Annotated in this window: 23 protein-coding genes and 1 pseudogene; 13 read left to right on the top strand and 11 right to left on the bottom strand. The window is 69.8% G+C overall.

The window, feature by feature from the left end; genetic code table 11:
• Window positions 1–54 precede the first annotated feature (54 nt).
• Window positions 55–786 (bottom strand): DUF5781 family protein, encoded by a 732-nt coding sequence (locus tag NO889_RS15465; protein WP_256413129.1) that lies wholly within the window; start codon window positions 784–786, stop codon window positions 55–57.
• A gap of 79 nt (window positions 787–865) precedes the next feature.
• Here NO889_RS15465 and NO889_RS15460 point away from each other — a divergent pair, with 79 nt between their 5' ends.
• Window positions 866–1,948: a WD40/YVTN/BNR-like repeat-containing protein gene (locus NO889_RS15460; RefSeq protein ID WP_256413128.1), complete on the top strand. Its 1,083-nt coding sequence runs from the start codon at window positions 866–868 to the stop codon at window positions 1,946–1,948.
• A 34-nt stretch (window positions 1,949–1,982) separates the two neighbouring features.
• Here NO889_RS15460 and NO889_RS15455 read toward each other — a convergent pair whose 3' ends face one another.
• Window positions 1,983–2,714 carry a queuosine precursor transporter gene (locus NO889_RS15455; protein ID WP_256413127.1) on the bottom strand — a complete coding sequence of 244 codons (732 nt, stop codon included), beginning with the start codon at window positions 2,712–2,714 and terminating at the stop codon, window positions 1,983–1,985.
• Complete coding sequence (locus NO889_RS15450) at window positions 2,707–2,895, bottom strand: ribbon-helix-helix domain-containing protein (protein WP_256413126.1); 189 nt, start codon at window positions 2,893–2,895, stop codon at window positions 2,707–2,709. The genes NO889_RS15455 and NO889_RS15450 overlap by 8 nt, the downstream gene beginning before the upstream one ends.
• Window positions 2,896–3,209: 314 nt before the next feature.
• On the opposite strand from NO889_RS15450, the gene NO889_RS15445 reads away from it, so the two are divergent.
• The 4 genes from NO889_RS15445 (at window position 3,210) to solA (ending at window position 6,724) form a co-directional block, all read left to right on the top strand.
• Complete coding sequence (locus NO889_RS15445) at window positions 3,210–3,800, top strand: 50S ribosomal protein L15e (protein WP_256413125.1); 591 nt, start codon at window positions 3,210–3,212, stop codon at window positions 3,798–3,800.
• A 93-nt stretch (window positions 3,801–3,893) separates the two neighbouring features.
• Window positions 3,894–4,706 carry an SAMP-activating enzyme E1 gene (gene ubaA / locus NO889_RS15440; RefSeq protein WP_256413124.1) on the top strand — a complete coding sequence of 271 codons (813 nt, stop codon included), beginning with the start codon at window positions 3,894–3,896 and terminating at the stop codon, window positions 4,704–4,706.
• A gap of 184 nt (window positions 4,707–4,890) precedes the next feature.
• Window positions 4,891–5,574, top strand: a complete 684-nt coding sequence (locus NO889_RS15435; protein WP_256413123.1) for an HAD-IA family hydrolase — start codon at window positions 4,891–4,893, stop codon at window positions 5,572–5,574.
• Between the two features lie 16 nt (window positions 5,575–5,590).
• The gene (solA, locus tag NO889_RS15430; protein WP_256413122.1) at window positions 5,591–6,724 is read left to right on the top strand and encodes an N-methyl-L-tryptophan oxidase; all 1,134 of its coding nucleotides are present in this window, start codon (window positions 5,591–5,593) and stop codon (window positions 6,722–6,724) included.
• A gap of 20 nt (window positions 6,725–6,744) precedes the next feature.
• On the opposite strand, the gene NO889_RS15425 is transcribed toward solA, so the two are convergent.
• On the bottom strand, window positions 6,745–7,818 hold the full coding sequence (locus NO889_RS15425; protein ID WP_256413121.1) for an aldo/keto reductase: 1,074 nt from the start codon (window positions 7,816–7,818) through the stop codon (window positions 6,745–6,747).
• Window positions 7,819–7,988: 170 nt separating this feature from the next.
• On the opposite strand from NO889_RS15425, the gene NO889_RS15420 reads away from it, so the two are divergent.
• The 4 genes from NO889_RS15420 to NO889_RS15405 all read left to right on the top strand — a co-directional run bounded on the left by NO889_RS15420 (window position 7,989) and on the right by NO889_RS15405 (window position 10,921).
• Entirely contained in the window at window positions 7,989–8,918 is a 930-nt protein-coding gene (locus tag NO889_RS15420) for an acyltransferase (RefSeq protein ID WP_256413120.1), read from the top strand.
• Window positions 8,919–8,950: 32 nt separating this feature from the next.
• Window positions 8,951–9,739 carry an Nmad3 family putative nucleotide modification protein gene (locus tag NO889_RS15415; protein WP_256413119.1) on the top strand — a complete coding sequence of 263 codons (789 nt, stop codon included), beginning with the start codon at window positions 8,951–8,953 and terminating at the stop codon, window positions 9,737–9,739.
• 100 nt (window positions 9,740–9,839) lie between these two features.
• Complete coding sequence (locus tag NO889_RS15410; protein WP_256413118.1) at window positions 9,840–10,532, top strand: haloacid dehalogenase type II; 693 nt, start codon at window positions 9,840–9,842, stop codon at window positions 10,530–10,532.
• Between the two features lie 92 nt (window positions 10,533–10,624).
• Window positions 10,625–10,921, top strand: coding sequence for a hypothetical protein (locus NO889_RS15405; RefSeq protein ID WP_256413117.1), 297 nt, complete (start codon window positions 10,625–10,627; stop codon window positions 10,919–10,921).
• A gap of 19 nt (window positions 10,922–10,940) precedes the next feature.
• Here NO889_RS15405 and hisS read toward each other — a convergent pair whose 3' ends face one another.
• The 4 genes from hisS to NO889_RS15385 form a co-directional block, all read right to left on the bottom strand.
• Complete coding sequence (gene hisS / locus NO889_RS15400) at window positions 10,941–12,263, bottom strand: histidine--tRNA ligase (RefSeq protein ID WP_256413116.1); 1,323 nt, start codon at window positions 12,261–12,263, stop codon at window positions 10,941–10,943.
• Window positions 12,264–12,314: 51 nt separating this feature from the next.
• The gene (locus tag NO889_RS15395) at window positions 12,315–12,770 is read right to left on the bottom strand and encodes a ferritin-like domain-containing protein (protein WP_256413115.1); all 456 of its coding nucleotides are present in this window, start codon (window positions 12,768–12,770) and stop codon (window positions 12,315–12,317) included.
• Between the two features lie 87 nt (window positions 12,771–12,857).
• On the bottom strand, window positions 12,858–13,451 hold the full coding sequence (locus tag NO889_RS15390) for a DUF7411 family protein (RefSeq protein WP_256413114.1): 594 nt from the start codon (window positions 13,449–13,451) through the stop codon (window positions 12,858–12,860).
• The gene (locus NO889_RS15385) at window positions 13,452–13,805 is read right to left on the bottom strand and encodes a DNA-binding protein (RefSeq protein WP_256413113.1); all 354 of its coding nucleotides are present in this window, start codon (window positions 13,803–13,805) and stop codon (window positions 13,452–13,454) included.
• Window positions 13,806–13,927: 122 nt separating this feature from the next.
• Here NO889_RS15385 and NO889_RS15380 point away from each other — a divergent pair, with 122 nt between their 5' ends.
• Window positions 13,928–15,034 (top strand): 60S ribosomal export protein NMD3, encoded by a 1,107-nt coding sequence (locus tag NO889_RS15380; RefSeq protein ID WP_256413112.1) that lies wholly within the window; start codon window positions 13,928–13,930, stop codon window positions 15,032–15,034.
• A gap of 180 nt (window positions 15,035–15,214) precedes the next feature.
• Here NO889_RS15380 and NO889_RS15375 read toward each other — a convergent pair whose 3' ends face one another.
• Both NO889_RS15375 and NO889_RS15370 read right to left on the bottom strand, forming a co-directional pair.
• Complete coding sequence (locus NO889_RS15375; protein WP_256413111.1) at window positions 15,215–15,406, bottom strand: DUF7317 family protein; 192 nt, start codon at window positions 15,404–15,406, stop codon at window positions 15,215–15,217.
• Between the two features lie 315 nt (window positions 15,407–15,721).
• Window positions 15,722–17,629 (bottom strand): helicase C-terminal domain-containing protein, encoded by a 1,908-nt coding sequence (locus tag NO889_RS15370; RefSeq protein ID WP_256413110.1) that lies wholly within the window; start codon window positions 17,627–17,629, stop codon window positions 15,722–15,724.
• 119 nt (window positions 17,630–17,748) lie between these two features.
• Between NO889_RS15370 and NO889_RS15365 the strand changes: the two genes are divergently transcribed.
• From NO889_RS15365 to NO889_RS15355, 3 genes are all read left to right on the top strand, one after another.
• Window positions 17,749–19,785 carry an AMP-dependent synthetase/ligase gene (locus NO889_RS15365; protein WP_256413109.1) on the top strand — a complete coding sequence of 679 codons (2,037 nt, stop codon included), beginning with the start codon at window positions 17,749–17,751 and terminating at the stop codon, window positions 19,783–19,785.
• Between the two features lie 196 nt (window positions 19,786–19,981).
• Window positions 19,982–20,275 carry a hypothetical protein gene (locus NO889_RS15360; RefSeq protein WP_256413108.1) on the top strand — a complete coding sequence of 98 codons (294 nt, stop codon included), beginning with the start codon at window positions 19,982–19,984 and terminating at the stop codon, window positions 20,273–20,275.
• Window positions 20,276–20,471: 196 nt separating this feature from the next.
• A complete protein-coding gene (locus NO889_RS15355) occupies window positions 20,472–21,080 on the top strand; it encodes a trimeric intracellular cation channel family protein (RefSeq protein ID WP_303653182.1) in 609 nt (202 codons plus the stop codon).
• A 119-nt stretch (window positions 21,081–21,199) separates the two neighbouring features.
• Here the strand turns inward: NO889_RS15355 and NO889_RS15350 are convergent.
• A pseudogene (locus NO889_RS15350) lies at window positions 21,200–21,380 on the bottom strand (IS6 family transposase); the annotation flags it as partial.

Here is a 21,380-nt window from a genome sequence, read left to right as displayed (position 1 = left end):
AGCGTGAACCGGCCGCGCGGATCGACTGCGCGAGTCGACCGCACGCCGTCACGGTCACACGGCGTACGCGCGCGCGGCCGAGACGAGCGCCTTCCGGTAGGCGCTCTCGCTCGGGTCCGGTCCGAGGTCCAGGAACCGCCGTTTGAAGCCGTCGACGTCGACGTCCGCGGCGTCGCTTTCGGCCGCGCGAGCGAGGTCGTACAGGCGGTGGCTCGGCTCCGCGAGGTCGTGTCGCTCGACGAGCGCCAGCGCGAACGCCGCGTTCACCGCCGTGATGTCCGGGTCGGCCCCGGCGGTCACCGGCGGCGGTCCGGGCCGGTTCGGGTCCGGTCTGTCCGCGACGGCCGTCGCCAGCGTGGACTCGAGGAAGCCGACCAGCTTGTCGGCGGGCGCGACCGAGAGCGTGATGTCGTCGGCGTAGATGTCCTTCATGTGATTCGCGATCTGGTAACAGTGCGCGAGCTTGCGCCGCTCGACGGTCTCGCCGGCGAGCCCGAGATAGAGCGCCTCCTCGGTCGACTGGAGGTGTGAGGCGTGACCCTCCTCGTACCGGGCCATGTGCGAGAGCTCGTGGACCGCCAGCTCGCGGGCCATGGCGCTCGTAGCGGCGCGTCGGGAGACGTTGAGGACGTGGTGGTCGGCGTAGTGTCCGGCCCACGTCCGCTCGTCGGGGTCGTCTCGAACCTTGACGTAGACGGGATCCTCGAGCGAGAACTCGGTTTCGAACAGGTCGGCGGCGCCGAGAAACGGATCGGGGGGAACGTCCCCCTGTACGCGGAGGTCCATGCTTACCGTTACCACGGGGTGGGGTGGTAAATCGCTTGCGGCGTCCACGCTTATGGTCCCACCGGTCGTCCTCACCGGTATGAACGCCTACGCGGCCTACGCCGACGGGCTCCGCGTCGTCGATCCGGACAGGGGGCGCGTCGAGACCCGCCTCGACGGGCGGCGGGTGGAGTGCGTGGCGGTCCACCGAGAGGCACCGGATCGCGTGTTCGCGGGGACGTTCGACGACGGACTGTACCGCTCGCTCGACGCGGGCGAGTCGTTCGAGCGGATCGTCGGGGACGCGCTCGGTCCCGAGGGTTCCGGCCCGGACGCGGTCACCGCCCTCGCGACGAGCCCGCACGACCCCGAAACGGCGTGGATCGGCACCGAACCCTCGCGGCTGTACCGGACCGTGGACGGCGGTCGATCCGTCGAGCGCGTCGCGGGGATGACCGACGCTCCCTCCGCGCCGGAGTGGTCGTTCCCGCCGCGTCCGGACACTCACCACGTCCGATGGATCGCGGTCTGTCCCGACGGTCCCGACCGGTGGTACGTCGGGATCGAGGCCGGCGCGTTCCTCGTCACGGCCGACGGCGGCGAGACGTGGATCGACCGACCGCCGGGGTCGCGCCGGGACACCCACACGATCGCGACCCACCCCGACGCCCCGGATCGGGTGTACGTCGCCGCGGGCGACGGGTACGCCGAGAGCGACGACCGCGGACGGTCGTTCGAGGTCGTCGACGAGGGGCTCGAGCACGGGTACGTCTGGGGGCTCGCCGTCGACCCCGGCGACCCAGACCGGGTCCTCGTCAGCGCCGCGAGCGGCGCGACCGCCGCCCACCGCCGGGGCGAGGCCTACCTGTATCGACGGGAGGGAGGGGCCGGCGACGGAGAGGCGGGCGACGGAGGGGCCGGCGACGGAGAGGTGGGCGACGGAGGGGTCGGCCGCGGATCGGCCCGGAACGCGGACGGGACGGCCTGGGAACGACTCGACGATCGAGGGATTCCGACCGGCGAGGGAACCTACCGGGCCGTGCTGGCCTCGGCGGAGACCGCCGGCGAGTTCTGGGTGCTCACCAACCACGGACTTCACCGGACCGCCGACGGCGGCGACCGGTTCGACCGGATCCCGGCAGAGCTCCCGGAGGCCGTCCCGCGGGCGCTCGCGGTCGCGTGAGTTTCCAGCGAGATCGCCGCTCCAGTCTGGGTCGCTACTCCCGAACCGCGCCGACGACGAGGTAGACGAACGGGGTGTCGAGCACGGCGATCAGTAGTTTGAGGAGGTACTGACCGACGATCAGCGCGCCGACCGCGCCGAGCGGCAGCGCGTCCCCGACGCCGAGGAGGGTCGGCGCGACGAGGAACGCGACCGACACGAAGATGACGGTGTCTATCGCCTGGCTCGTCGCCGTCGACGCGAGATTGCGGAGCCAGAGGTTGGCCGAGCCGGTCCGGTCGCGGATCGCGTGAAAGAGCACGACGTCGACGTTCTGGCTGACGACGTACGCAAGCAGGCTCCCGGCGACGATGTTGGTCGTCGGGCCGAGCGCGGTTCCGAACGCGGCGGCGACCTCGGGGTCGACGCCCGGCGCGGCCAGGGTCGACCACACCAGCGCGAGCACGACGAAGTTCATCGCGAACCCCACGTTGACGACGACCTGGGCGGTCCGGCGACCGTACAGTTCGGCAAGGCAGTCGGACGCGAAGAAGGTGATGGCGTACGCGAGCGCCGCGCCGGGGAGCAGCACCTGCGGCCCGACCACGGGCAGCGCGACCGGCAGCGACAGCGCGAGCACCTTCGCGGCGGTGACCTGCGCCGTCGCGAGCGCGGTGACGAACAGCGCCACGAGTCCCACCGCCGCCACCGCGGACCGGGAGAGGGGATCGACCGCGAGGAGGCGTTCGGTGTCCGCCCCTCCAGTCGTGTCGGCTCCGTTACTCATCCTGTCCGCCCTCGTCCGTCAGCCGGCCGTGGCGCGCGTCTATCTCGTCGAGGGTGTCGAGCGTCTTGCGGATCGACGCCCGGACCGCGTCGCTGCGGTTCACGAACTTCCCGTCGTCACCGACGTGTTCGTCGAGGTCCGCCAACAGCTCCTGTGGGATCTCGACGCTTATCTTGGGCATACCGCGATATTCTTTGAGGAATATATAAAACGCTGACGAGTGGGAGACCGGGCCGTGAACTCGACACACGTCGTCCCGACGCTCGTCATCTCGACACACGGCCTTCGGCTCCGATCCGCCGTGCGACCCGTCGGCACGCCCGCCGCGGAGCGAAGCCCTTATGATCGAACGCGCGGAAGCGTGGGATAACTCGCTGGTACGGACGTCCAGCGGGCACTCGCCGCCGGACGAGATCGGGTCCGCCGACCTCGCTCCGGGACGAGACGACATGTGGCCGAAGTCCGGCCGAATCGCAAGCGTCCGTGGACGAACCTATGGCACGAAGCTTCTACTCGCACATCAAGGACGCATGGCAGTCCCCCAAGGAGGGGAAACTCGCGGAACTCCAGTGGCAGCGCAAACAGGAGTGGCGCGACCAGGGCGCGATCGAGCGGATCGACCGCCCCACCCGACTCGACAAGGCCCGCGAGCTGGGTTACAAGGCGAAACAGGGCGTGGTCGTCGCCCGCGTGAGCGTCCGCAAGGGCGGCTCGCGAAAGCAGCGGCACAAGGCCGGCCGCCGCTCGAAGCGGCAGGGCGTCAACCGGCTCTCGCGGCGTAAGTCGATCCAGCGCATCGCCGAGGAGCGCGCCTCGCGGAAGTACCGCAACCTGCGCGTGCTCAACTCCTACTGGGTCGGCGAGGACGGCTCCCAGAAGTGGCACGAAGTGATCCTGGTCGACCCCGCTCACCCCGCGATCGAGAACGACGAGGAGCTCAACTGGATCTGCTCGGACGACCACAAGGGTCGCGCGTTCCGGGGGCTCACCTCCGCCGGCACCAAGGGCCGCGGCCAGCGCAAACGCGGCAAGGGGACCGAGAAGACCCGCCCGTCGGTCACCGGCAACGACCGGCAGGGCAAGTAGAGCCGCCCCCTCGACACTTCTCCCGTTTATCCGCCGGCCAGCGGCGGCGCAGCCGGGAAAGCGGTTATACCCGAGCGCCACCCACCTCCCCGCATGAGCCTCTCTCTCGATTCCACGCAGCTCGACCGGTACTCCAGACACATCATCATGGACGAGGTCGGTCCCGAGGGACAACGACGCCTCCTCGAGGGCAGCGCGCTCGTCCTCGGGGCCGGCGGGCTCGGCGCGCCCGCCATCCAGTACCTCGCGGCCGCGGGCGTCGGCACGCTCGGGATCGTCGACGACGACGTCGTCGAGCGCTCCAACCTCCAGCGACAGGTGATCCACGGGGACGACGACGTCGGCGAGCCGAAAGTCGAGTCGGCCGCGCGGTTCGTCGACCGTCTCAACCCCGACGTCGACGTGGAGGCCCACGAGACGCGTCTCGACGTGGACAACGCTCGCGATCTGATCGGTGCGTACGACGTGGTCGTCGACTGCGCGGACAACTTCCGGACGCGGTACGTCGTCAACGACGCCGCCCGGATCGAGGGCGTTCCCGTCGCTCACGGCGCGATCTACAAGTTCGAGGGGCAGGCGACGACGCTCGTCCCCGACGGCCCCTGTTACCGGTGCCTGTTCCCGGAAGCGCCCGAGCCGGGCACCGTTCCCGACTGCGCGACGACCGGGGTACTCGGAGTGCTCCCCGGAACCCTCGGTTGTATCCAGGCCACGGAGGCGGTCAAGCTCCTGCTCGGCGCCGGCGAGCCGCTCGCGGGCCGGCTGCTGTTTTACGACGCGATGGACATGACCTTCGAGACGGTTCCGTACCGGCGGAACCCGGACTGTCCGGTGTGTGGCGACGAGGGGATCGAGACGATCGAGGGCGTCGACTACACCGGCGGCTGTCGGATCGACGCGGACTGACGGCCATCGTCGCCGTCGGCTCGGCGCGAACGCGGAATCGACGTGGGCGTGGAGTCGACGTGGACGGAGTCCGGACGCGGAACGATGAACACTCGTTTCTTCACGTATCCGCCCCGAACGTCGACGATCGTTCGGTCAGTCCACCAGTACGTTTATTGGTTGATACGATACGCCAGTATTCACGATGACCTTCGAACCCGATCGGGTCGACACGGTGTTGGTCGACTCCTACAGCACCCTCGTCGACGAGCTCTCCACGCGGAGGGCGCTCGAAGAACACACGGAGAACCCGGAGGCCGTCGCGCGCATCTGGGACCTCCGCGGCAGCCTCTACGGGATCACGTCCGCCCTGTTGGACGACTTCAAACCCACGCGGGACCGGTACCGGGTGTCGCTGGAGTACGCCCTCCAGACGGCGGGCGTCGAGGTGTCGGCGTCCGAACGCGAGGAGATCCTCGACACCGTGGACGACCTCGACGTGTACGACGACGTCCGGGAGGGGCTCGAACGGCTGATCGACGACGGCTACGAGATCTACATGCTCTCGAACGGCGACCCGGAGATGCTGGACGAGCTGGTCGTCCACGCCGACGTCGACAACCTCCTCACCGACACCGTCAGCGCGGCCGACGCCGGCGTCTGTAAGCCCGGTCGGGAGCTCTACCGCCACGCCGCACACAGGGCGGGGACCGCCGTCTCCCGGATCGTCCACGTCACCGCCTCCTGGTACGACGTTCAGGGCGCGTTATACACCGGGATGCAGGGCGCCTGGATGAACCGCGCCGGGACCGAGTGGGAGGACATCCTCCGCGATCCGCACCTCGAGATCGAGACGTTCCACGAGTTGGCGGACGAGCTGGGGGCGTGAGCCGGGTCGACTCGACATGTCTCGACGAACCGAGTTCGACGCCGTCGTGATCGGCGTCGGCGGGATGGGCAGCGCCGCGGTGTGTCACCTCGCCGAGCGAGGGGTCGACGTCCTGGGGATCGAGCGCTACGACGTTCCCCACGCGCGCGGGTCGTCTCACGGCGAGACGCGACAATACAGCCTCACCCAGAAACACCCGGACTACGTCCCGCTCGCGCGGCGCGCGGGCGAGCTGTGGCGCGGGCTCGAGGACGACGCCGGCCGCGACCTCTTCACGGAGACGGGGTCGGTCTTCGGTGGGGAGCCGGGGTCGGCGTCGTTCGAGCACGCCGTGGAGTGCTGTGCGGAGTACGACCTCCCGCACGACGTCCTCACGGGAGCGGAGGTCAACGAGCGATATCCTGGCTACGAGCTCCCCGAGGAGTACCGCGTCGTCCACCAGCCCGACGGCGGATTCATCGCCTGTGAACGCGCCATCACGACGTACGTGGCGCGGGCCCAGTCGCTGGGGGCGACCGTCCGGGCCCGCGAGCGGGTGCTCGACTGGCGGCCGACGGAGTCGGGGGTGGTCGTGGAGACCGATCGGAACCGGTACGAGGCCGAGAACCTCGTCGTGACGGCCGGCGCGTGGGCGAGCAAGCACGTTCGACCCCTCGAGAACGCGCTCAAGCCGCAGCGGCGCGTGATGGCCTGGCTCCAGCCGGAGGACCCCTCGACGTTCCGGCCGGAGAACTTCCCCGTGTTCACCCTCGACTCCCCGGAGGGGAACAGCTACGGGTTCCCCGTCCACGAGCAGCCGGGGTTCAAGTTCGGGCGAGCGCCCGAACGCACGGAGACGATCGATCCGGACGACTGGCGGGACGAGCCCACCCTCCAGGACGAGGAACTGCTGCGGATGATCCCGGAGCGGCTCTTCCCGGAGGCGACCGGTCCGACGATGCGGCTCACCTCCTGTATCGTGACCCGGTCGCTGGACGGCGACTTCTATCTGGGCACCCATCCCGAGTACCCGCACGTCTCGGTCGGCGCGGGCTTCTCGGGGATCGGGTTCAAGTACGCGAGCGTGGTCGGGGAGGTCCTCGCGGATCTGGCCACCGAGCGGGAGACCGACCTCCCGATCGAGCGCTTCCGGCTGGACCGCATCGCCTGATCGACCGGACCCACCCGCGATCAGTACGAGGCGGCGCGCTTGTCGAGACCCGCGGCCGCGATGTCCTCGCCGTCGACGGAGGTCCGGAGCGCGTCCATCCCGTCGTCGCGGTCGATACCGAAGTTCCGCGCGTACAGTTCCTCGAGCCGGTCGTACTCGGCGTCGGAGATCGGGGGAACCCCGCTCGCGGCGCTCCACTCGGCGATGTCGTCGCCGTCGCGGAACGTCGGCGTCACCGAGGCGACCTCGTCGTGTGCGAGCAGCCAGCGGATCGACGCCTGACTCAGGGTTCGGGTTCCCTCGACGCCCTCGGGGTCCTCGAGGAAACGGATCGCCTCGACCTTCTCCCAGCCGGTCTCGTACCACTCCTTGGGGCGGTGCGAGCGGTGGTCGCCCTCCTCCAACACGGTGTCGGGCGTCACTTGCTCGTTGAGAAGTCCCGAGGAGTGGGGGACGCGCGCGATGACGGAGGTGTCGGAGCCCGTCTCGCGGATCGTGTCGATGAAGTGGCGGCCGGGCTCCTGCTCGAAGAGGTTGAAGACGGTCTGGACCGCGTCGAACTCGTCGTACTCGACGGCGGCGTCGCCCTCGGCCAGCCAGCCGATCGAGGGGCCGAGCGCCCAGCCGAGCGCCCGGACGCGCCCCTCCGACTTCCACTCGCGGAGGAGGTCTCGAACCTCGGGCGTGACCTCGCCGACGTTCGCGTTGTGGAGCTGGAGCAGGTCGACGTAGTCGGTGTCGAGGCGGTCGAGCGAGGACTCGAGCGCCTCCCGGAGGTACGTCTCGTCGAGCTCCTTCGGCAGCTCGCCGTGGCCCGCCTGCGGGTTGTCGTAGAAGTCGTAGCCGACCTTCGTCGCCAGCGTGACCTGATCGCGGCGGTCCGCGATCGCCTCTCCGACGATCCGCTCGCTGTCGCCGTGACCGTACACGTCGCCGGTGTCGACGTACGTGACGCCCGCGTCCAGGGCGTCTCGGACCATCGACACCGCCTGGTCGTCCGACCGGTCGCCCCACCAGTCCGTTCCGACGACCCACGCGCCGAAGCCGATCTCCGACACCTCGACGCCGGAGGTCCCGAGTTCTCGGTGCTGCATGAGATGTCGTTGGGTGCGGGGACACTTATCGGGCCCGGTCGTCCCCGGAACCTGGGATCGGCCGACGCACCGGAGGAATCGACACTTCGAGCGGGGCCAGATGCGACCGCGCCGTGGCGCGTGCGTCACACAACCGAACCCATTTGAGGATCCCCGCCGAAACCAAGCCGATGACAAAACGACACGTGTCCCTACCGGACGACGCGGAGGCGTCGGTCCAGGGGTTCATCGACGAGGTCGACGACAGGCTCTCCTCGGCGGAGGACACCTGCGACGTCGTTCGGGACACGCTGATCGACCTCCACGGCGACCGCGAGCGCTGGGAGGCCTGGCAGGCGGGCGAGGACGTGTCGAAGGCCGAACACGTCCGGCTTCAGGGGTACGACCCGTGTAACGCCACCCTCGAGTCCGAGTACTACGCCGAGAAGGACGAGGAGCGGTTCCGGCGCTCGAAACACCTCCAGTGGCTCTGGCGACAGTTCGACGCCACGCCGATGGCCGACAACGTCGAGTTCGCCCTGCGGTTCCGCCGGATGCTCGGCAAACACCTCTTCGCCGAGTGCGGCGACGGCTGTCGCTTCTTCAAGGGGATCTCCTTCACCTACGGGCACAACATCGAGATCGGCGACAACGTCGTGATCCACGACGACGTTCACCTCGACGACCGCGGGAAGCTGACGATAGGCGACCGCGCGTCGATCTCCGACGGCGTCCACGTCTACAGCCACGACCACGACCTCGTCGACCAGACCGAGGTCCGTAACTTCCACACGATCGTCGGTGACGACGCCAGGGTCACCTACGACGCCATGGTGCGGGCCGGCTGTCGGATCGGCGAGAACAGCGTCGTCGGCGCTCGCGCGGTCGTCCAGGGCGACGTCCCGGACCACCACGTCGCCGTCGGGACGCCCGCGCGAAGCATCCGCGTGAAGCCCGGCTGGGAGGACGAGGCCGAGGAGCTCGATGACGGCCGCCTCCCCGACCGGAGCGACGAGCGCGAGATCGAGTACGACCTGCCCGAGGACCTCGACCGCTTCGACGAGTTCGGTCGTGACCTCCGGCCGCCGGGGGCGACGGGCAGGCCGAACGCGCCGGAGTGACCGGACCGAACCTCGGTTCCGTCCGTTCGTCCATGCCCCGCGCCGTCGCCGTCAACGTCGCCGCCAACACCAACGAGCCCGGCTTCCGCGGGCCGGTGTACCCCGACGGCTCGTTCGCGTACGTCCCGATCCCCGAGTCGTCGGCGACGCTCCCGCGCGACCGGTTCCCGGTCGACGAGCCGCTCCCGACGTACGCCGACCTCGACCTCCCGTTTTCGCTCCCCGCGTCGCTCCGCGACCGCCCGGCCCACATGGACCCGGAGTTCCCCGGCGTCCACGGCCGCGACCGCGCGACCTACGGCGACCCCTACGCGATCAAGGCCGCGCCGATCGCCGACCTCGAGCCGGGCGACTGGCTGCTGTTCTACGCCACGCTCTCACTCCGGCCCGTCGACTGGCCCGGTCCGGGGGCGGACCGTGGCGGCGACGACGCGGTCGGCGACGTCGCGTCCGCCGCGCCCGACGACGACCTCGCGCCCGACTGGGGGGCGTATCTGTTCGCGGGTATTCGCGTCGACCGGGTCCTCGGCGGCTCCGGTTCCGACGGTCCGTCCCGCGCCGCGGCCGCCGAGGCCGTCCCGACGAACGCCCACCTGAAACGCGACCCCTTCGACGCGCGCGTCGTCGTCGCCGGCGACCCGGCCGACTCCGGGCTCTTCGACCGCGTGGTCCCGCTGAGCACGCCCGAAGCCGGCGCGGACGCGAACGACCTCGTCACGGACCTGTCGAGCGACTCCGGGAAGGGACCGTGGTGGCGGCGGCCGATGCGGTTCGACGCGTCCGCGACGGCGACGCTGTCGGACCGGATCCGTCGGGCGTGACCCGGCCGTTCCGTCCCTCGTCTCCGCCGCCGTCACCGTCACCCGGCGCGGATCGTGGGTATCCCCCGGTTTCTTTCCGGCCGACGCCGAGGTCCGTCCCATGGCCGCGATCTGTTTCGACATGTACGGGACGCTCTGTGACACGGCGAGCGTGACGCGGGCGCTCCGCCGTGAACTCGACGTCGCCGACGCGCTCGTCGACGCGGTGGAGTCGACCTGGCGCTCCAGACAGCTCCGGTACAGCTACCAGCTCGCGCTGATGGAGTCGTACCGTCCGTTCTGGTCGGTGACGCGGGACGCGCTCGACTTCGCGCTCGACCGGTACGACCTCGCGCCCGACGCGGGGACGAGAGAGCGGGTCCTCGGCTCCTACGAGGAGCTGGAGCCGTTTCCCGGCGCGACCGAGACGCTCGAGTCCCTCTCGGCCGACGGGCACGCCGTCACCGTGCTCTCGAACGGGAACCCGGAGATGCTGTCGACGCTGGCGGGGAACGCGGGGATCGACGGCGCGCTCGACGCGCTCCTCAGCGCCGACGCCGCCGGGACGTTCAAACCCGCCCCAGCGGTGTACGAGACCGCGGCCGCCGAGTTGGGCGAACCGATCGGCGACTGCTGGCTCGTCTCCGGGAACGCTTGGGACGTCGCGGGCGCGGGGAGCGCGGGCATGGAGACGGTCTGGGTGAACCGGGCGAACGACCCCTTCGAGCGGATCGGCACCGAGCCGACCGCGACCGTCGGGACGCTCGCCGAGGTCCCGGAGGCGGTCGCGGCCGCCCGCGACGATCCACGATAACGGCCGGGTCGGGATCGCGGCCGAACCGCGACGACGATCGGTTCGAACTGGGCCCGCGAAACGCCCTTGCTGATCGACTCCCAAGGCGTCACATGGCCGACCTCCCGGCGGTCGAGATCGCGTTTCGACTGGTCGTCGCCGGGGCGTTGATCGTCGCCCCCACGCTGCTGTTTCTCGGCTTCTGGCGGTTCCTGTCGTGGCTCCGGGACGACGCGCTCGTCGAGCGGCTGGCCGACCGCGGGGTCTTCGAGGAGGCGCGCCGCCCGTCGGCCGCGGACGTGCTCGCGACCGCGACGGTCTCGGAGTCGGGCGTCCGCCGATGTCCGGCCTGCGACGCGCGGAACCTCCCGACCGCGGATCGCTGTCGGGAGTGCGGAAACGTGCTGTGATCCGGTGACTGAGAGTCCGCTACTCGTAGTCCTCGTAGGTCGGCCGGCCGGAGTCGGGCGGGAACTCGTCGACCGGGGCGGTCGTCTCGTCGCCGCTTTCCATGTCCTTCACCGTCACCTCGCCGTTCGCGAGGTCGCGCTCGCCGACGACGACCACCGTCTCTGCGTTGATCGAGTCGGCGTAGCCGAGCTGCGCGCCGAACGAGCGGTCGGAGACGTCGCCTTCGACCACCACGTCGTCGCCGAGCGCCCGGAGGTCGCGGGCGATCCGGGCGGCCGTCGCGCGGGTGTCCCCGACCGAGAGAACGTAGTAGTCCGTCGAGAGCTCCTCGTCGGGCCAGACGCCGGCGCGCTGACACAGCAGCTTGAGCGTCGCGTGGCCGGGCGCGACCCCGACGGCGGGCGTGGGTTGGCCGCCGAAGCTCTCGATCAGGTCGTCGTAGCGACCGCCGCCGAAGACGGAGCGGGAGACCTCGCCGGTGGAGTCGAAACACTCGAAGACGACGCCGGTGTAGTAGTCGAGTCCGCGTGCGGTCGTGAGCGAGATCTCACAGAACTCGCCAGCGCCGAAGTCGTCGGCGGCGGCGAGCACGCTCCGGAGGTTCGAGACGGCGGCCGCGACGTCCTCGCCGCCCGCCTCGGCGACCGCATCGAGGTCCGCGGGGTCGTCGATGCCCGTGATCAGGTCGTCGAACTCGCGGGCGGTCGCGCGGTCGAGCCCGGCGTCGGAGAGGAGACCGAGGTACTCGCCGTCGTCCACCTTCGCGCGCTTGTCGACCGCGCGGATCGCGGCCTCGACGTCGACGCTCTCGGGGTCGGCCGCGAGCGCCCGCACGAGCCCGCCGAGCACGTCGCGGTGGGAGACGCGGAACTCGAAGTCGTCGCCGGTGAGTCCCAGGTCGGTCAGGGCGTCCGCGGCGACCGCGAGCACCTCGGCGTCGGCCTCGGGCGCGGAGGAGCCGAAGACGTCGATGTTGGTCTGGTAGAACTCGCGGAACCGCCCCTGTTGGACCTGCTCGTAGCGCCAGAACGGCCGGGTCGACATCCACTTGATCGGCTTCGAGAGCTCCTGGCCCTTCGCGACGACCATCCGGGCGACCGTCGGCGTGAGCTCGGGCGTGAGAGACACCTCGCGGCCGCCCCTGTCCTCGAAGGCGTACAGCTCCTCGACTATCTCCGCTCCCGACTTGTCGACGTACATCTCCGTCCGCTCCAGGGCGGGCGTCGCGACCTCGCGGAAGCCGTACCGCGCGGCCGCCCCCTCGATCGCGTCGGTCACCTCCCGGCGGGCCGACTGCTCGCCGGGATAGAAGTCGCGAAAGCCTTTGAGTCCCTCGTACATGGACGCGGCTTCGGCGAGCGCCCGCTTGAAACCATCCTTTCGGACCCGAACCTACTCCGTCGGGTACTCCTTCTGGAATCCGCGGAACTCGGTTCGGTGGGCCTCCTCGTCGGAGAGGATCGTCACGGCGAGGTCCTCGGTCACGGGGTCGTTCGCCGCCTCCGCGGCGTCGATCAGGTCCCGGTAGGTCGCGATCGCGTCCTCCTCGGCGTCGAGCACGCCCTCGATGACGGCGAGCACGTCCGTCGAGTCCTCGGGCGGCTGAAGCGAGTCCTGCCGGGCGGTGAACTCCGCGGAGCCCGGCGGTCGCGCGTCGAGCTGTTTGAGCCGCTGGCCGAGCTGCTCGGCGTGGCCGAGCTCCTCCTGGATGTCCGCCTGGAGGCTCTCTTTGATCTCCTCGGCGCGCACGCCGTCGAGGACGATCGCGTTCGTCTGGTAGTTCATCACGGTCTCGATCTCGTCGGCGTACGCCTTCCGGAGCAGGTCGACGACGCGGTCTGATGCCATGTTCCCACGTAACCGCCCCGGACCGAAAGCCGTTCCGGCTCGTTTCGTCCGCGACGAGTCGGCCCCTCGGCCGATCGATCGTCCCGCTCAGTCGTTCCGTCCGCGGACGTACGTCTGGTCGTGGTCCGGGAACACGTCGGTGACGGTCTCCTCGCCGTGCTCCTCGGCGATGAGCGCCCGCAGCTCGTCCTCGTAGTCCGCCTTCGGGACCTGCTCGCTCGGCCCCTGTTCGACCTCGAAGGTCGCCTCCACGAGGCGGTCGACCGCGTGCCGGCCGAACCCCGAGAGCGGCGAGATGTAGTCGACGCCGTGGCGGTCCTCGAGGCTCTGTGCCTGCGCGCGCGAGACCGTCGGCACCCGGTCGTCCCGGCGGCTCCCGTCGGCGATCGCGTCGACGTCGCGCTCGGCGATGGTCTCCAAGGCGTGTTCGTGGACTCGCTGGATCCCGTTTCGGGGGTAGCCGTCGGCGATCATGCGCTCCGCCGCCTCCTCGGCGACGGCGCGGTCCAGCTCGATCCGCTCGAACGGGAAGCCGATCTCCGCGGCCGCACGCTCCGCGTGCTCCCAGTCGTTGGTGAGCCCGAAGCTCCCGGTCACGCACCGAACGTCGTAGAAGCGATCGAGCAGGGCGGCGGCGAGCGAGGAGTCCTTTCCCCCGCTGTACAGGAGCGCGAGATCCATCTACCGCCGCCGGATGTCGAAGCTCTTCTGTTCGGGTTGGAGCTCCTTGAGCAGGTCGCGCATCTGCTCTTCGTCGATGCGTCCCTGAACGCGACCGCTCTGTGCCAGCGAGGCGACCTGCTGTTTGACCTTCTTCGCGAACTCCGGTTTCGACATCTCGACCGCGTTGAGTCGCTGGCGCGCGCCGTCGGTCAGGTACTGTTTGAGCACTGCCTCCTGTTGGGCCTCCGCGCGCTGTTGGGCCTCCTGTTGGGCCTCGGCGTCGCCGCCGTCCTCGCCGGCTCGGTCCTGAAGCTCCTGCATCTTCTTTTCGCGCAGTTCCTCGAGCCGTTCGTCGTCGGGGTTACCGCTCATGTCCGTGCCTTCTCGGTCCGGGCGAAAAACGATTTCGGAGGATCGACCGCGTCTCGACGCACACGGCGTCCCTCGGGGGACGCTTCGGGCCGCTTAAACGGCTCACCGACGTATCCGCGGTCATGAGCGAGTCGCGGGAGTTCTGTCCTCGGTGTGGCGACGCCGTCCCCGAGCGTCGCGACCCCTTGCCCGGCGATCCGGCGGGACGGGACGCGCTGTTGTGTGACGACTGCTACTTCGAGGACTTCGAGCTCGTGGACGCGCCCGACCGGATCGAGGTGCTCGTCTGTTCCGGCTGCGGGGCGGTCCGACGCGGGGAGTCCTGGCGGGACGTGGGCGCGCGCGACTACACCGACGTCGCGGTCGAGGAGGTGGCCGAGGCGCTCGGCGTCCACGTCGCGGCCGAGGACGTCGACTGGGGCGTCGAGCCCGAACAGGTCGACGAGAACACGGTCCGGATGCACTGCCGCTTCTCGGGCGTCGTCCGCGGGACGCTCCGCTCCGCGGACGTCACGGTCCCGGTGAAGGTGTCGCGGGGCACCTGCGACCGATGCGGCCGGATCGCCGGCGGCTACTACGCCGGGGTCGTTCAGGTCCGCGCGGACGACCGCGAGTTGACCGCCGCGGAGCGCGCCGAGGCGCTCGAGATCGCGGAGTCGTACGTCGCCGACCAGGAGGCGAAGGGCGACCGGGAGGCGTTCATCACGGAGGTGAACGAGACCGACGACGGCCCCGACGTGAAGCTCTCCTCGAACCGGCTCGCCCAGAACGTCGCGACGCGGATCACGGAGGAGCTGGGGGGGAGCTTCCAGTCGTACCCGACGCTCGTCACCGAGGACGGCGACGGCAACGAGGTGTACCGGGTGACGTTCGCGGTACGGCTCCCTCGCTACGCGGAAGGGGAGATCCTCGATCCCGAGGACGGCGACGGCCCGGTGCTCGTCACCGGCGTCTCCGGCCGGATCCAGGGGGTTCGGCTCGCCAGCGGCGACGAGTACGCGTCGGCGTTCGACGAGGGGGAGACGCCGGCTGCGACCCGGCTCGGAACGCGGAGCGACGCGACGGAGACCACCGTGGTGACCGTCGAGGACGACCGCGCGATCCAGGTGCTCGACCCGGAGACGTACGAGGCGCGGACGGTTCCGAACCCCGCGTTCGTCGACGACGACGCCGACGAGGTGTTGGCGTTCAAACACGGTGAGGACGTCCACCTCGTCCCGCGCGAGTAGTCGGGATCGGTGCCGGGAACGATCGGGAATCGCGGGGACGCCGTCGAGCGCGACGGTCGTGGAACGGACGTGCGGGGCGTTCGGGGCGCTACTCGCGAGTGCGGGAGCCGTGAAAAGCGGGGGATGAACGCGGGTCGGCGTGGAGGTCTCCGTCGGACCGGTTCCGGTTCGGGACTCCGATCAGTCCGCGCGGGCGGTGTGGTCGCTCCCGGCCGCTGCCGAGCGCTCGGCCTCGGTTACCTCGATGCCGCGCCGTTCCAGCTGTCGGATGAACTCGGCCTCGCTGACGCCCGCCTGCGTCGCCGCCTGCTCCAGCGTCAGCGTTCGCGCACCGTACAGGGTCAGCGCACTCGACAGCGCGTTCGTTGCCATACCCACGTATCCTGCGTGAACGTTTATGAAGCTTACTAATTCATTCAGGACCATGATACACCTTATATGATATAATGTATCGCGGCGACCGTCGCGAGATATATAATGAAACTTCATCACACGGCGTCCGAGTCGGGGAATACCCGAAGGAATTATCGGGCTCTACCGTCGAGACGGGCCATGGACAGACAGCAGGCCTTCGCGCTGTTCTTCGCGTTCCTCATGGTGAGCTCCATGGTCGCCTGGGGGATCAGCTTCCTGTAGGTCGGTTCGGCCGCCGCGCGGGACCGGAGGGATCCCCCTCCAGGCGGGTCGCTAGCCGTCGCCCCAGACGTCGGAGAGCGGATGGTCCTTCCGCCGCTCCGCGTCGGCCTCCGACCGGGTCCGCGTGGGTTCGCCGTCGTCGGCGTGAGCCGTCGAGGTCGATCCCGACCGCCCTCTCGTCCCGGAGCCGCCCGTCGCCCCACCGTCCGCTCCCGCCGACCGCCCGGACGACGTGGACCGCGACCGCCCCCGCCGGCGGCCGGCGCGACCGGGGCCCGACGGGTCGGCGTCGATCCCGGCGAGCGCGGCCGACGGGTCGAACGCGGGGAGGTCGGGAGTCGTCATCGCGTCGATCTGGTCGCGGAACCACGGCGGGGTGTCCGCCGCCGCCCGGTCGAACAGGTCGAGGAGCGAGTCGTCCGCGAGGTACGTCGCCCCGTAGTCGTCGGGCGCGCGGACGACGCGGCCGCACGCCTGTATCACGGTGCGCAGCGCGGTTCGATGGTACCACGCCCACTGGCCGTCGGCCAGCCGCCGGGCGACCCGCGAGTCGTTGGTGTTCCGGTAGGGCGCTTTACACACCACCTGCCAGCGGCAGAGGTCGCCCTCCAGGTCGAGCGCCTCCTCCATCTTCACGGAGACGAACACCTCGGGGTCCGAACTCGCCTTCCACGCCTCCAGTTCGGCGTCGCGATTCGCTCGGGTGTGTCTCCGGACGCGCGCGGCCACGCCGAACTCGCCCAACCGCTCGACGAGCCGCCCCGCGATGTCGTAGGAGTGCGCGTGGATAAGCCCCTTCTCGTCCGGATGCTCGGCCATCAGCCGGACGATCAGTCGGGCGATCTTCGGCACCGTCTCGTCGCGACGTTCGTAGGTCATCGACCCCTGCGTCGCGTCGTACAGCGGGCGGTTCGAGAGGGGGAACGTGTGCTCGACGTCGACGAGGGCCACGTTCGCGGGATCGAGCCCGACGCCCCGACAGAACGCCTCCTTCGAGAGGATCGTCGCCGACAGCAGCGCGAACTTCTCGCCGCGGTCCCAGACGGTGTGTCTCAGGTAGCGCGCGGGATCGAGCGGCTTGATAGCGAGCGCCGATCCCTCGCCGTCGGGCTGGTCGACGACCCACGTCGTCGGCGAGTCGGGGTCGCGGTAGTCCTCGAGGAACCAGCCGAGCTCGGAGATCAGCTCCCCGAGCCGGTCGCGTCTCGCGACCTCCTCGCGGCTCAGTTCGGGCCGCCCGACCAGGTCGTCCTTCGCGCGCTTGGCGACGCCGCGGAGCGTCTCGACGAACCGGGCGGTGCGGTCGAGCGCGTCCTCGTCGTCGCCGGCGTCGCGCTCCACGTCCGGGACGCCCACGTCGTCCCAGACGGGGACGCGCTCGGGCGAGAGGTCGATCGTCGCGTACATCTCCGCCCACTCCGCGAGCCCGTGCGCCTCGTCGATCACGACGACGTCGCGTTTGCCGAAGGTCTCGGAGCCAGCCGTCCGCATGAAGTACGCGAGCGTCATGGCGGCGAAGCGGCCGGCGGAGGCGATCGCCCGGTCCGAGAAGTACGGACAGCGGTGTTTGATCGAGCAGTCGAACCCCTGCTCGCGGACGCAGGGCGCGCGGTCGACCGGCGTGTCGTGCTCGCCGGGGAGGACGCAGTCGTAGTTCGACTTCCCGCGGATCACCTTCAGGTCGGAGAGCAGGTCGTCCGCGGCGACGTCGTCGAGCTGGGAGACCTGCGGGGTGGTGTAGTAGGCGTCGGTTGGCTCGCTCGGGGCCGCGTCGGCGATCTCGCGGGCCGCGCCCGTCACGGCCCGCGCGAGCAGGGACTTGCCGCTGCCGGTCGGCGCTCGCACCAACACCACGTCGTTGCCGGCGGCGAAGGCGTCCCGGACGTCCGCGAGCGCGCGCTCCTGTGCGCCGCGGAAGCTCGGCGCCGGGAACTCCGCGGGGATCCGATCGGGGTCCACACGACCCCCTCGCGCGCTCCGGGAATTAAACCCTCGGAGAGGCTTCGGCGCGGTCCGTCCGAGCGAAAGAAACGAACAACCACCGGATCGTTTATTATACGCCCGTGAGTCTCGATGGTATGAGTTGGCAGGAAGCCGAGCGGCGGTTCGCGGACGAGGTGGTCGCCCGCGAGACCCTCCCTCGAACGTTCGAGCGCTCCGCCGCCCGCAACGCCGACCGCGTCGCTCAGCGGTACAAGGGCGGGGTGTACCACCGGTCGCTCGTCGCCGCCGGCGTCCTCGATCCCGCGCCCGCCGGCGGCTACGCGGATCTCACGTACGCGGGGATGCGGTCGATCGTCCGGAACCTCGCGGCGGGGCTCCGCGAGGTCGGCGTCGACGAACGGGGTCGGCTCGCGATCTACGCCGGAACCCGCATGGAGTGGGCGCAGGTCGACTTCGCGGCGCTCGCGGCCGGCGCGGTCGTCACGACGGTGTACGCCTCCTCGTCGCCCTCGCAGGTCCGCTACCTGCTCGAGGACCCCGAGGCGACGGTCGTCGTCGTCGAGAACCGCGCGCTCCTCGGGGAGGTGCTCGACGCCCGCGACGACCTCGCGCACGACCTGGAGGCGATCGTGGTGATGGACGAGGTCGGCGGCGGTGACGACGCCGGCGAGATCGACGCCGCCGACGTCTACACCCTCGGCGAGATCCACGGGATCGGCGCGGACGCGTTCGACGAGGAGACGTACGAGTCGTGGCTCGACTCGACGGCCGTCGACGACCTCGCGAGCCTCATCTACACCTCCGGGACGACCGGGAAGCCGAAGGGGGTCCGGCTCACCCACGGGAACTTCCGGTCGAACGTGAACCAGTGCTACCGGCGGTTCGCGGACCGGCCCGACCGCGACGCCGGGATACCGGGGATCGACGCGGGCTCGACGACCCTCTCGTTTCTCCCGCTCGCGCACGTCTTCGAGCGGCTCGCGGGCCACTACATGATGTTCGCGGCGGGCGCGACGGTCGGCTACGCGGAGAGCCCGGACACGCTCCGGGAGGACTTCGGGCTCGTCCGGCCGACGACGACGACGAGCGTCCCGCGGGTCTACGAGAAGCTCTACGACGCGATCCGCGATCGGGCGTCGGAGTCGCCGGTGACCGCGCGGATCTTCGAGTGGGCCGTCGACGTGGGGCGGCGACACCACGCGACCGACGACCCCGGTCCGCTGCTCGACGTGAAGCGCGCGCTCGCCGACCGACTCGTCTTCTCGTCGGTGCGGGAGGCGCTCGGCGGGAACGTCGACTTCTTCATCTCCGGCGGCGGGTCGCTGTCGGCGGAGCTGTGCGCGCTGTATCACGCGATGGATCTGCCGATCCTCGAGGGGTACGGGCTCACCGAGACGTCGCCGGTGATCTGCGTCAATCCCCCCGAGGAGCCGAAGGTGGGCACCATCGGGCCGCCGGTCGTCGACACCGAGATCGCGATCGACGGCCGGGTCGTCGGCGAGGAGGTCGCGGACGTCCCCGGCGACGTGGGGGAACTGCTCGTTCGGGGCCCGCAGGTGACGGGAGGGTACTGGAACCGTCCGGACGCGACCCGCGAGGCGTTCTCCGCACACGACGCGCTCTCCGCGGACGCGACCGTGGCTGGCACGCCGCCGGGCGAGCGCGACGGCGACCCCGAGGAGCCGTGGTTCCACACCGGCGACATCGTCCAGCTTCGCCCCGACGGTTACGTCGCCTTCCGCGAGCGGGCCAAACAGCTGCTCGTGCTCTCGACCGGCAAGAACGTCGCGCCCGGCCCGATCGAGGACCGCTTCGCCGCGAACCGGTTCGTCGAGCAGTGCGTCGTGCTCGGCGACGGCCGCAAGTTCGTCTCGGCGCTCCTCGTTCCGGACTTCGAGGCGATCGAGGCGTGGGCCGACGACGAGGGGATCGACCTCCCGTCGGATCGACGGGAGATCTGTCGGGACGAGCGCGTCCGCGAGCGGTTTCAGGCGGAGGTCGACGCGGTGAACGAGGCGTTCGAGCCCTACGAGCGGATCAAGCGGTTTCGGCTGGTCTCCGAGGAGTTCTCCGCGGAGAACGATCTCCTCACGCCGACGATGAAAAAGAAGCGTCGCAACATCCTCGACCGGTTCGCCGACGAGATCGAGATGATCTACGCCGGAGAGTAGGGGATCGACGTCGCCGAACGGTACTCATGCCGTTCCGATACACCGCTTTCGGGCTTCTCGACCGAGAAATCCACTATCTCAGTCCGTTCGACCCGACAGCGAGCAAGTTTTTATCATCTATTGAATAGCTTATTCTTATTTTATATACTTAAATTTATCAAACATTCACAAGGCCCGAACCTCCATTCTCGCGACGATGTCGGAGCTTCGAAACGCCGTCGATCCGGTTCGGAGTACCGTGTCGACAGCCACGGATCACGTCGTCCGGGCGGCGAGAACGCTCTCGGCCGGCGTCGGACTCGCCGGATGGGTGCTGTTCTGGTCGCGCGTCGTCGAGGCACACTACTCCCAGGGTGACCTCGTCTCCGCGGCGTTCACGACGACCGTGTTCGTTCTCCCCGCGATCGGGGCCCTTCTCTGGTACGTCGCTCGTTCGCTCGATGTCGACGCGATACCGACGCGGGTGGACGTGAACGCGATCGGAAGTTGATCGCCTCGCGGGGGCGGACTCGTCGGACCGGCCGTGGTGGATCGGTTCGACGCCGCCGCGAAACGCCGCTCCGACGGCGGCACGGACGTCCCGGTCGCCGGACCCGCTGACGGCAGATTCAACCGTTCGGCCCGCGGAGGGCGAACCAGTGAGCCGGGAGCTCCTCATCACGCTGTTCGGCGACCCCTTCGCGGTGATGAACACGATCGGGCTCGTCGCCTTCGCGCTCGTCGGGTCGGCGAAGGCGATCCGCGAGGAGTTCGACCTGTTCGGGATCACGATCGTCGGGCTGGCGATGGCGTTCGCCGGCGGGGCGACGCGGGACCTCCTCGTGATGCGAACGCCGCTGGCGCTCCAGTCGCCGGTCGAGATCGCGCTCGGGTTACTCGGCGTCGCCCTGGCGATCGGGTTGCGGGTCGTGCTCGCCGCGCCTGATACCCACCCGATCACGCTCGTCGCCGACGCGATCGGGCTCGCCGCGTTCGCCACCACGGGGGCGATCGTCGCCACGGACGCCGGCGTCTCCGCGTTCGGCGTCGTCGCGATCGCGACGATCAACGCGGTGGGCGGCGGCGCGTTCGCCGACCTCCTGCTCGACCGAGCGCCGTTCATCCTCTTCGAGGACTTCTACGCCAGCTGTGCCGTGTTGGGCGGGCTGACCTACGTCGTGGCCGGGACCGTCGGGATCGCCGGAAGCACCGCCGCCGCCCTCTGTGCGGCCGTCACGGTCGCCACGCGGCTCGCGGCCGTCACCTACGGCTGGGAGCTTCCCGCGGCCGGCGAACTGGAACCGCCGGGACGGTGAGCCACGCGCTGTCGACGCGGTGAGCCACGCGCTGTCGACGCGGTGAGCCACGCGCCGGCGCGGGCTTCGTCCACGCGATCGACGAGGAGTCCCCTCGTCCGGAGTCCCGTCGTGTTAACTTAAGCATGATTCCACCAGACGGTGTGGGCTTGCAACCACGTTTCCGCGGTCGATGGATCGACATGGCTGAAACAGTTTGAAAACGAAGAGGTTCGTCGTTGTACTTCTCTAAAGACACGTTCGACAGAATTTCTCAAACCGTGTTGTTCGACGCGGTAACTGTAGTTTTCGCGGCGGAGA

This window comes from Halorubrum rubrum (genome assembly GCF_024494685.1).
GTDB classification, from domain to species: Archaea; Halobacteriota; Halobacteria; order Halobacteriales; family Haloferacaceae; genus Halorubrum; species Halorubrum rubrum.
This window is presented reverse-complemented; position numbering and strand designations above follow the sequence as displayed.

Excerpts from the sequence above, each read along its gene's own strand:
- NO889_RS15405 (WP_256413117.1), top strand. The coding sequence starts at position 10,625 with ATGGCCGACCTCCCGGCGGTCGAGATCGCGTTTCGACTGGTCGTCGCC.
- NO889_RS15455 (WP_256413127.1), bottom strand. The coding sequence starts at position 2,714 with ATGAGTAACGGAGCCGACACGACTGGAGGGGCGGACACCGAACGCCTC.
- NO889_RS15355 (WP_303653182.1), top strand. The coding sequence starts at position 20,472 with ATGAACACGATCGGGCTCGTCGCCTTCGCGCTCGTCGGGTCGGCGAAG.
- NO889_RS15390 (WP_256413114.1), bottom strand. The coding sequence starts at position 13,451 with ATGGATCTCGCGCTCCTGTACAGCGGGGGAAAGGACTCCTCGCTCGCC.
- NO889_RS15395 (WP_256413115.1), bottom strand. The coding sequence starts at position 12,770 with ATGGCATCAGACCGCGTCGTCGACCTGCTCCGGAAGGCGTACGCCGAC.
- NO889_RS15385 (WP_256413113.1), bottom strand. The coding sequence starts at position 13,805 with ATGAGCGGTAACCCCGACGACGAACGGCTCGAGGAACTGCGCGAAAAG.
- NO889_RS15445 (WP_256413125.1), top strand. The coding sequence starts at position 3,210 with ATGGCACGAAGCTTCTACTCGCACATCAAGGACGCATGGCAGTCCCCC.
- NO889_RS15410 (WP_256413118.1), top strand. The coding sequence starts at position 9,840 with ATGGCCGCGATCTGTTTCGACATGTACGGGACGCTCTGTGACACGGCG.
- NO889_RS15360 (WP_256413108.1), top strand. The coding sequence starts at position 19,982 with ATGTCGGAGCTTCGAAACGCCGTCGATCCGGTTCGGAGTACCGTGTCG.
- NO889_RS15365 (WP_256413109.1), top strand. The coding sequence starts at position 17,749 with ATGAGTTGGCAGGAAGCCGAGCGGCGGTTCGCGGACGAGGTGGTCGCC.
- NO889_RS15380 (WP_256413112.1), top strand. The coding sequence starts at position 13,928 with ATGAGCGAGTCGCGGGAGTTCTGTCCTCGGTGTGGCGACGCCGTCCCC.
- NO889_RS15420 (WP_256413120.1), top strand. The coding sequence starts at position 7,989 with ATGACAAAACGACACGTGTCCCTACCGGACGACGCGGAGGCGTCGGTC.
- hisS (WP_256413116.1), bottom strand. The coding sequence starts at position 12,263 with ATGTACGAGGGACTCAAAGGCTTTCGCGACTTCTATCCCGGCGAGCAG.
- ubaA (WP_256413124.1), top strand. The coding sequence starts at position 3,894 with ATGAGCCTCTCTCTCGATTCCACGCAGCTCGACCGGTACTCCAGACAC.
- NO889_RS15415 (WP_256413119.1), top strand. The coding sequence starts at position 8,951 with ATGCCCCGCGCCGTCGCCGTCAACGTCGCCGCCAACACCAACGAGCCC.
- solA (WP_256413122.1), top strand. The coding sequence starts at position 5,591 with ATGTCTCGACGAACCGAGTTCGACGCCGTCGTGATCGGCGTCGGCGGG.
- NO889_RS15435 (WP_256413123.1), top strand. The coding sequence starts at position 4,891 with ATGACCTTCGAACCCGATCGGGTCGACACGGTGTTGGTCGACTCCTAC.
- NO889_RS15450 (WP_256413126.1), bottom strand. The coding sequence starts at position 2,895 with ATGCCCAAGATAAGCGTCGAGATCCCACAGGAGCTGTTGGCGGACCTC.
- NO889_RS15375 (WP_256413111.1), bottom strand. The coding sequence starts at position 15,406 with ATGGCAACGAACGCGCTGTCGAGTGCGCTGACCCTGTACGGTGCGCGA.
- NO889_RS15425 (WP_256413121.1), bottom strand. The coding sequence starts at position 7,818 with ATGCAGCACCGAGAACTCGGGACCTCCGGCGTCGAGGTGTCGGAGATC.
- NO889_RS15460 (WP_256413128.1), top strand. The coding sequence starts at position 866 with ATGAACGCCTACGCGGCCTACGCCGACGGGCTCCGCGTCGTCGATCCG.
- NO889_RS15465 (WP_256413129.1), bottom strand. The coding sequence starts at position 786 with ATGGACCTCCGCGTACAGGGGGACGTTCCCCCCGATCCGTTTCTCGGC.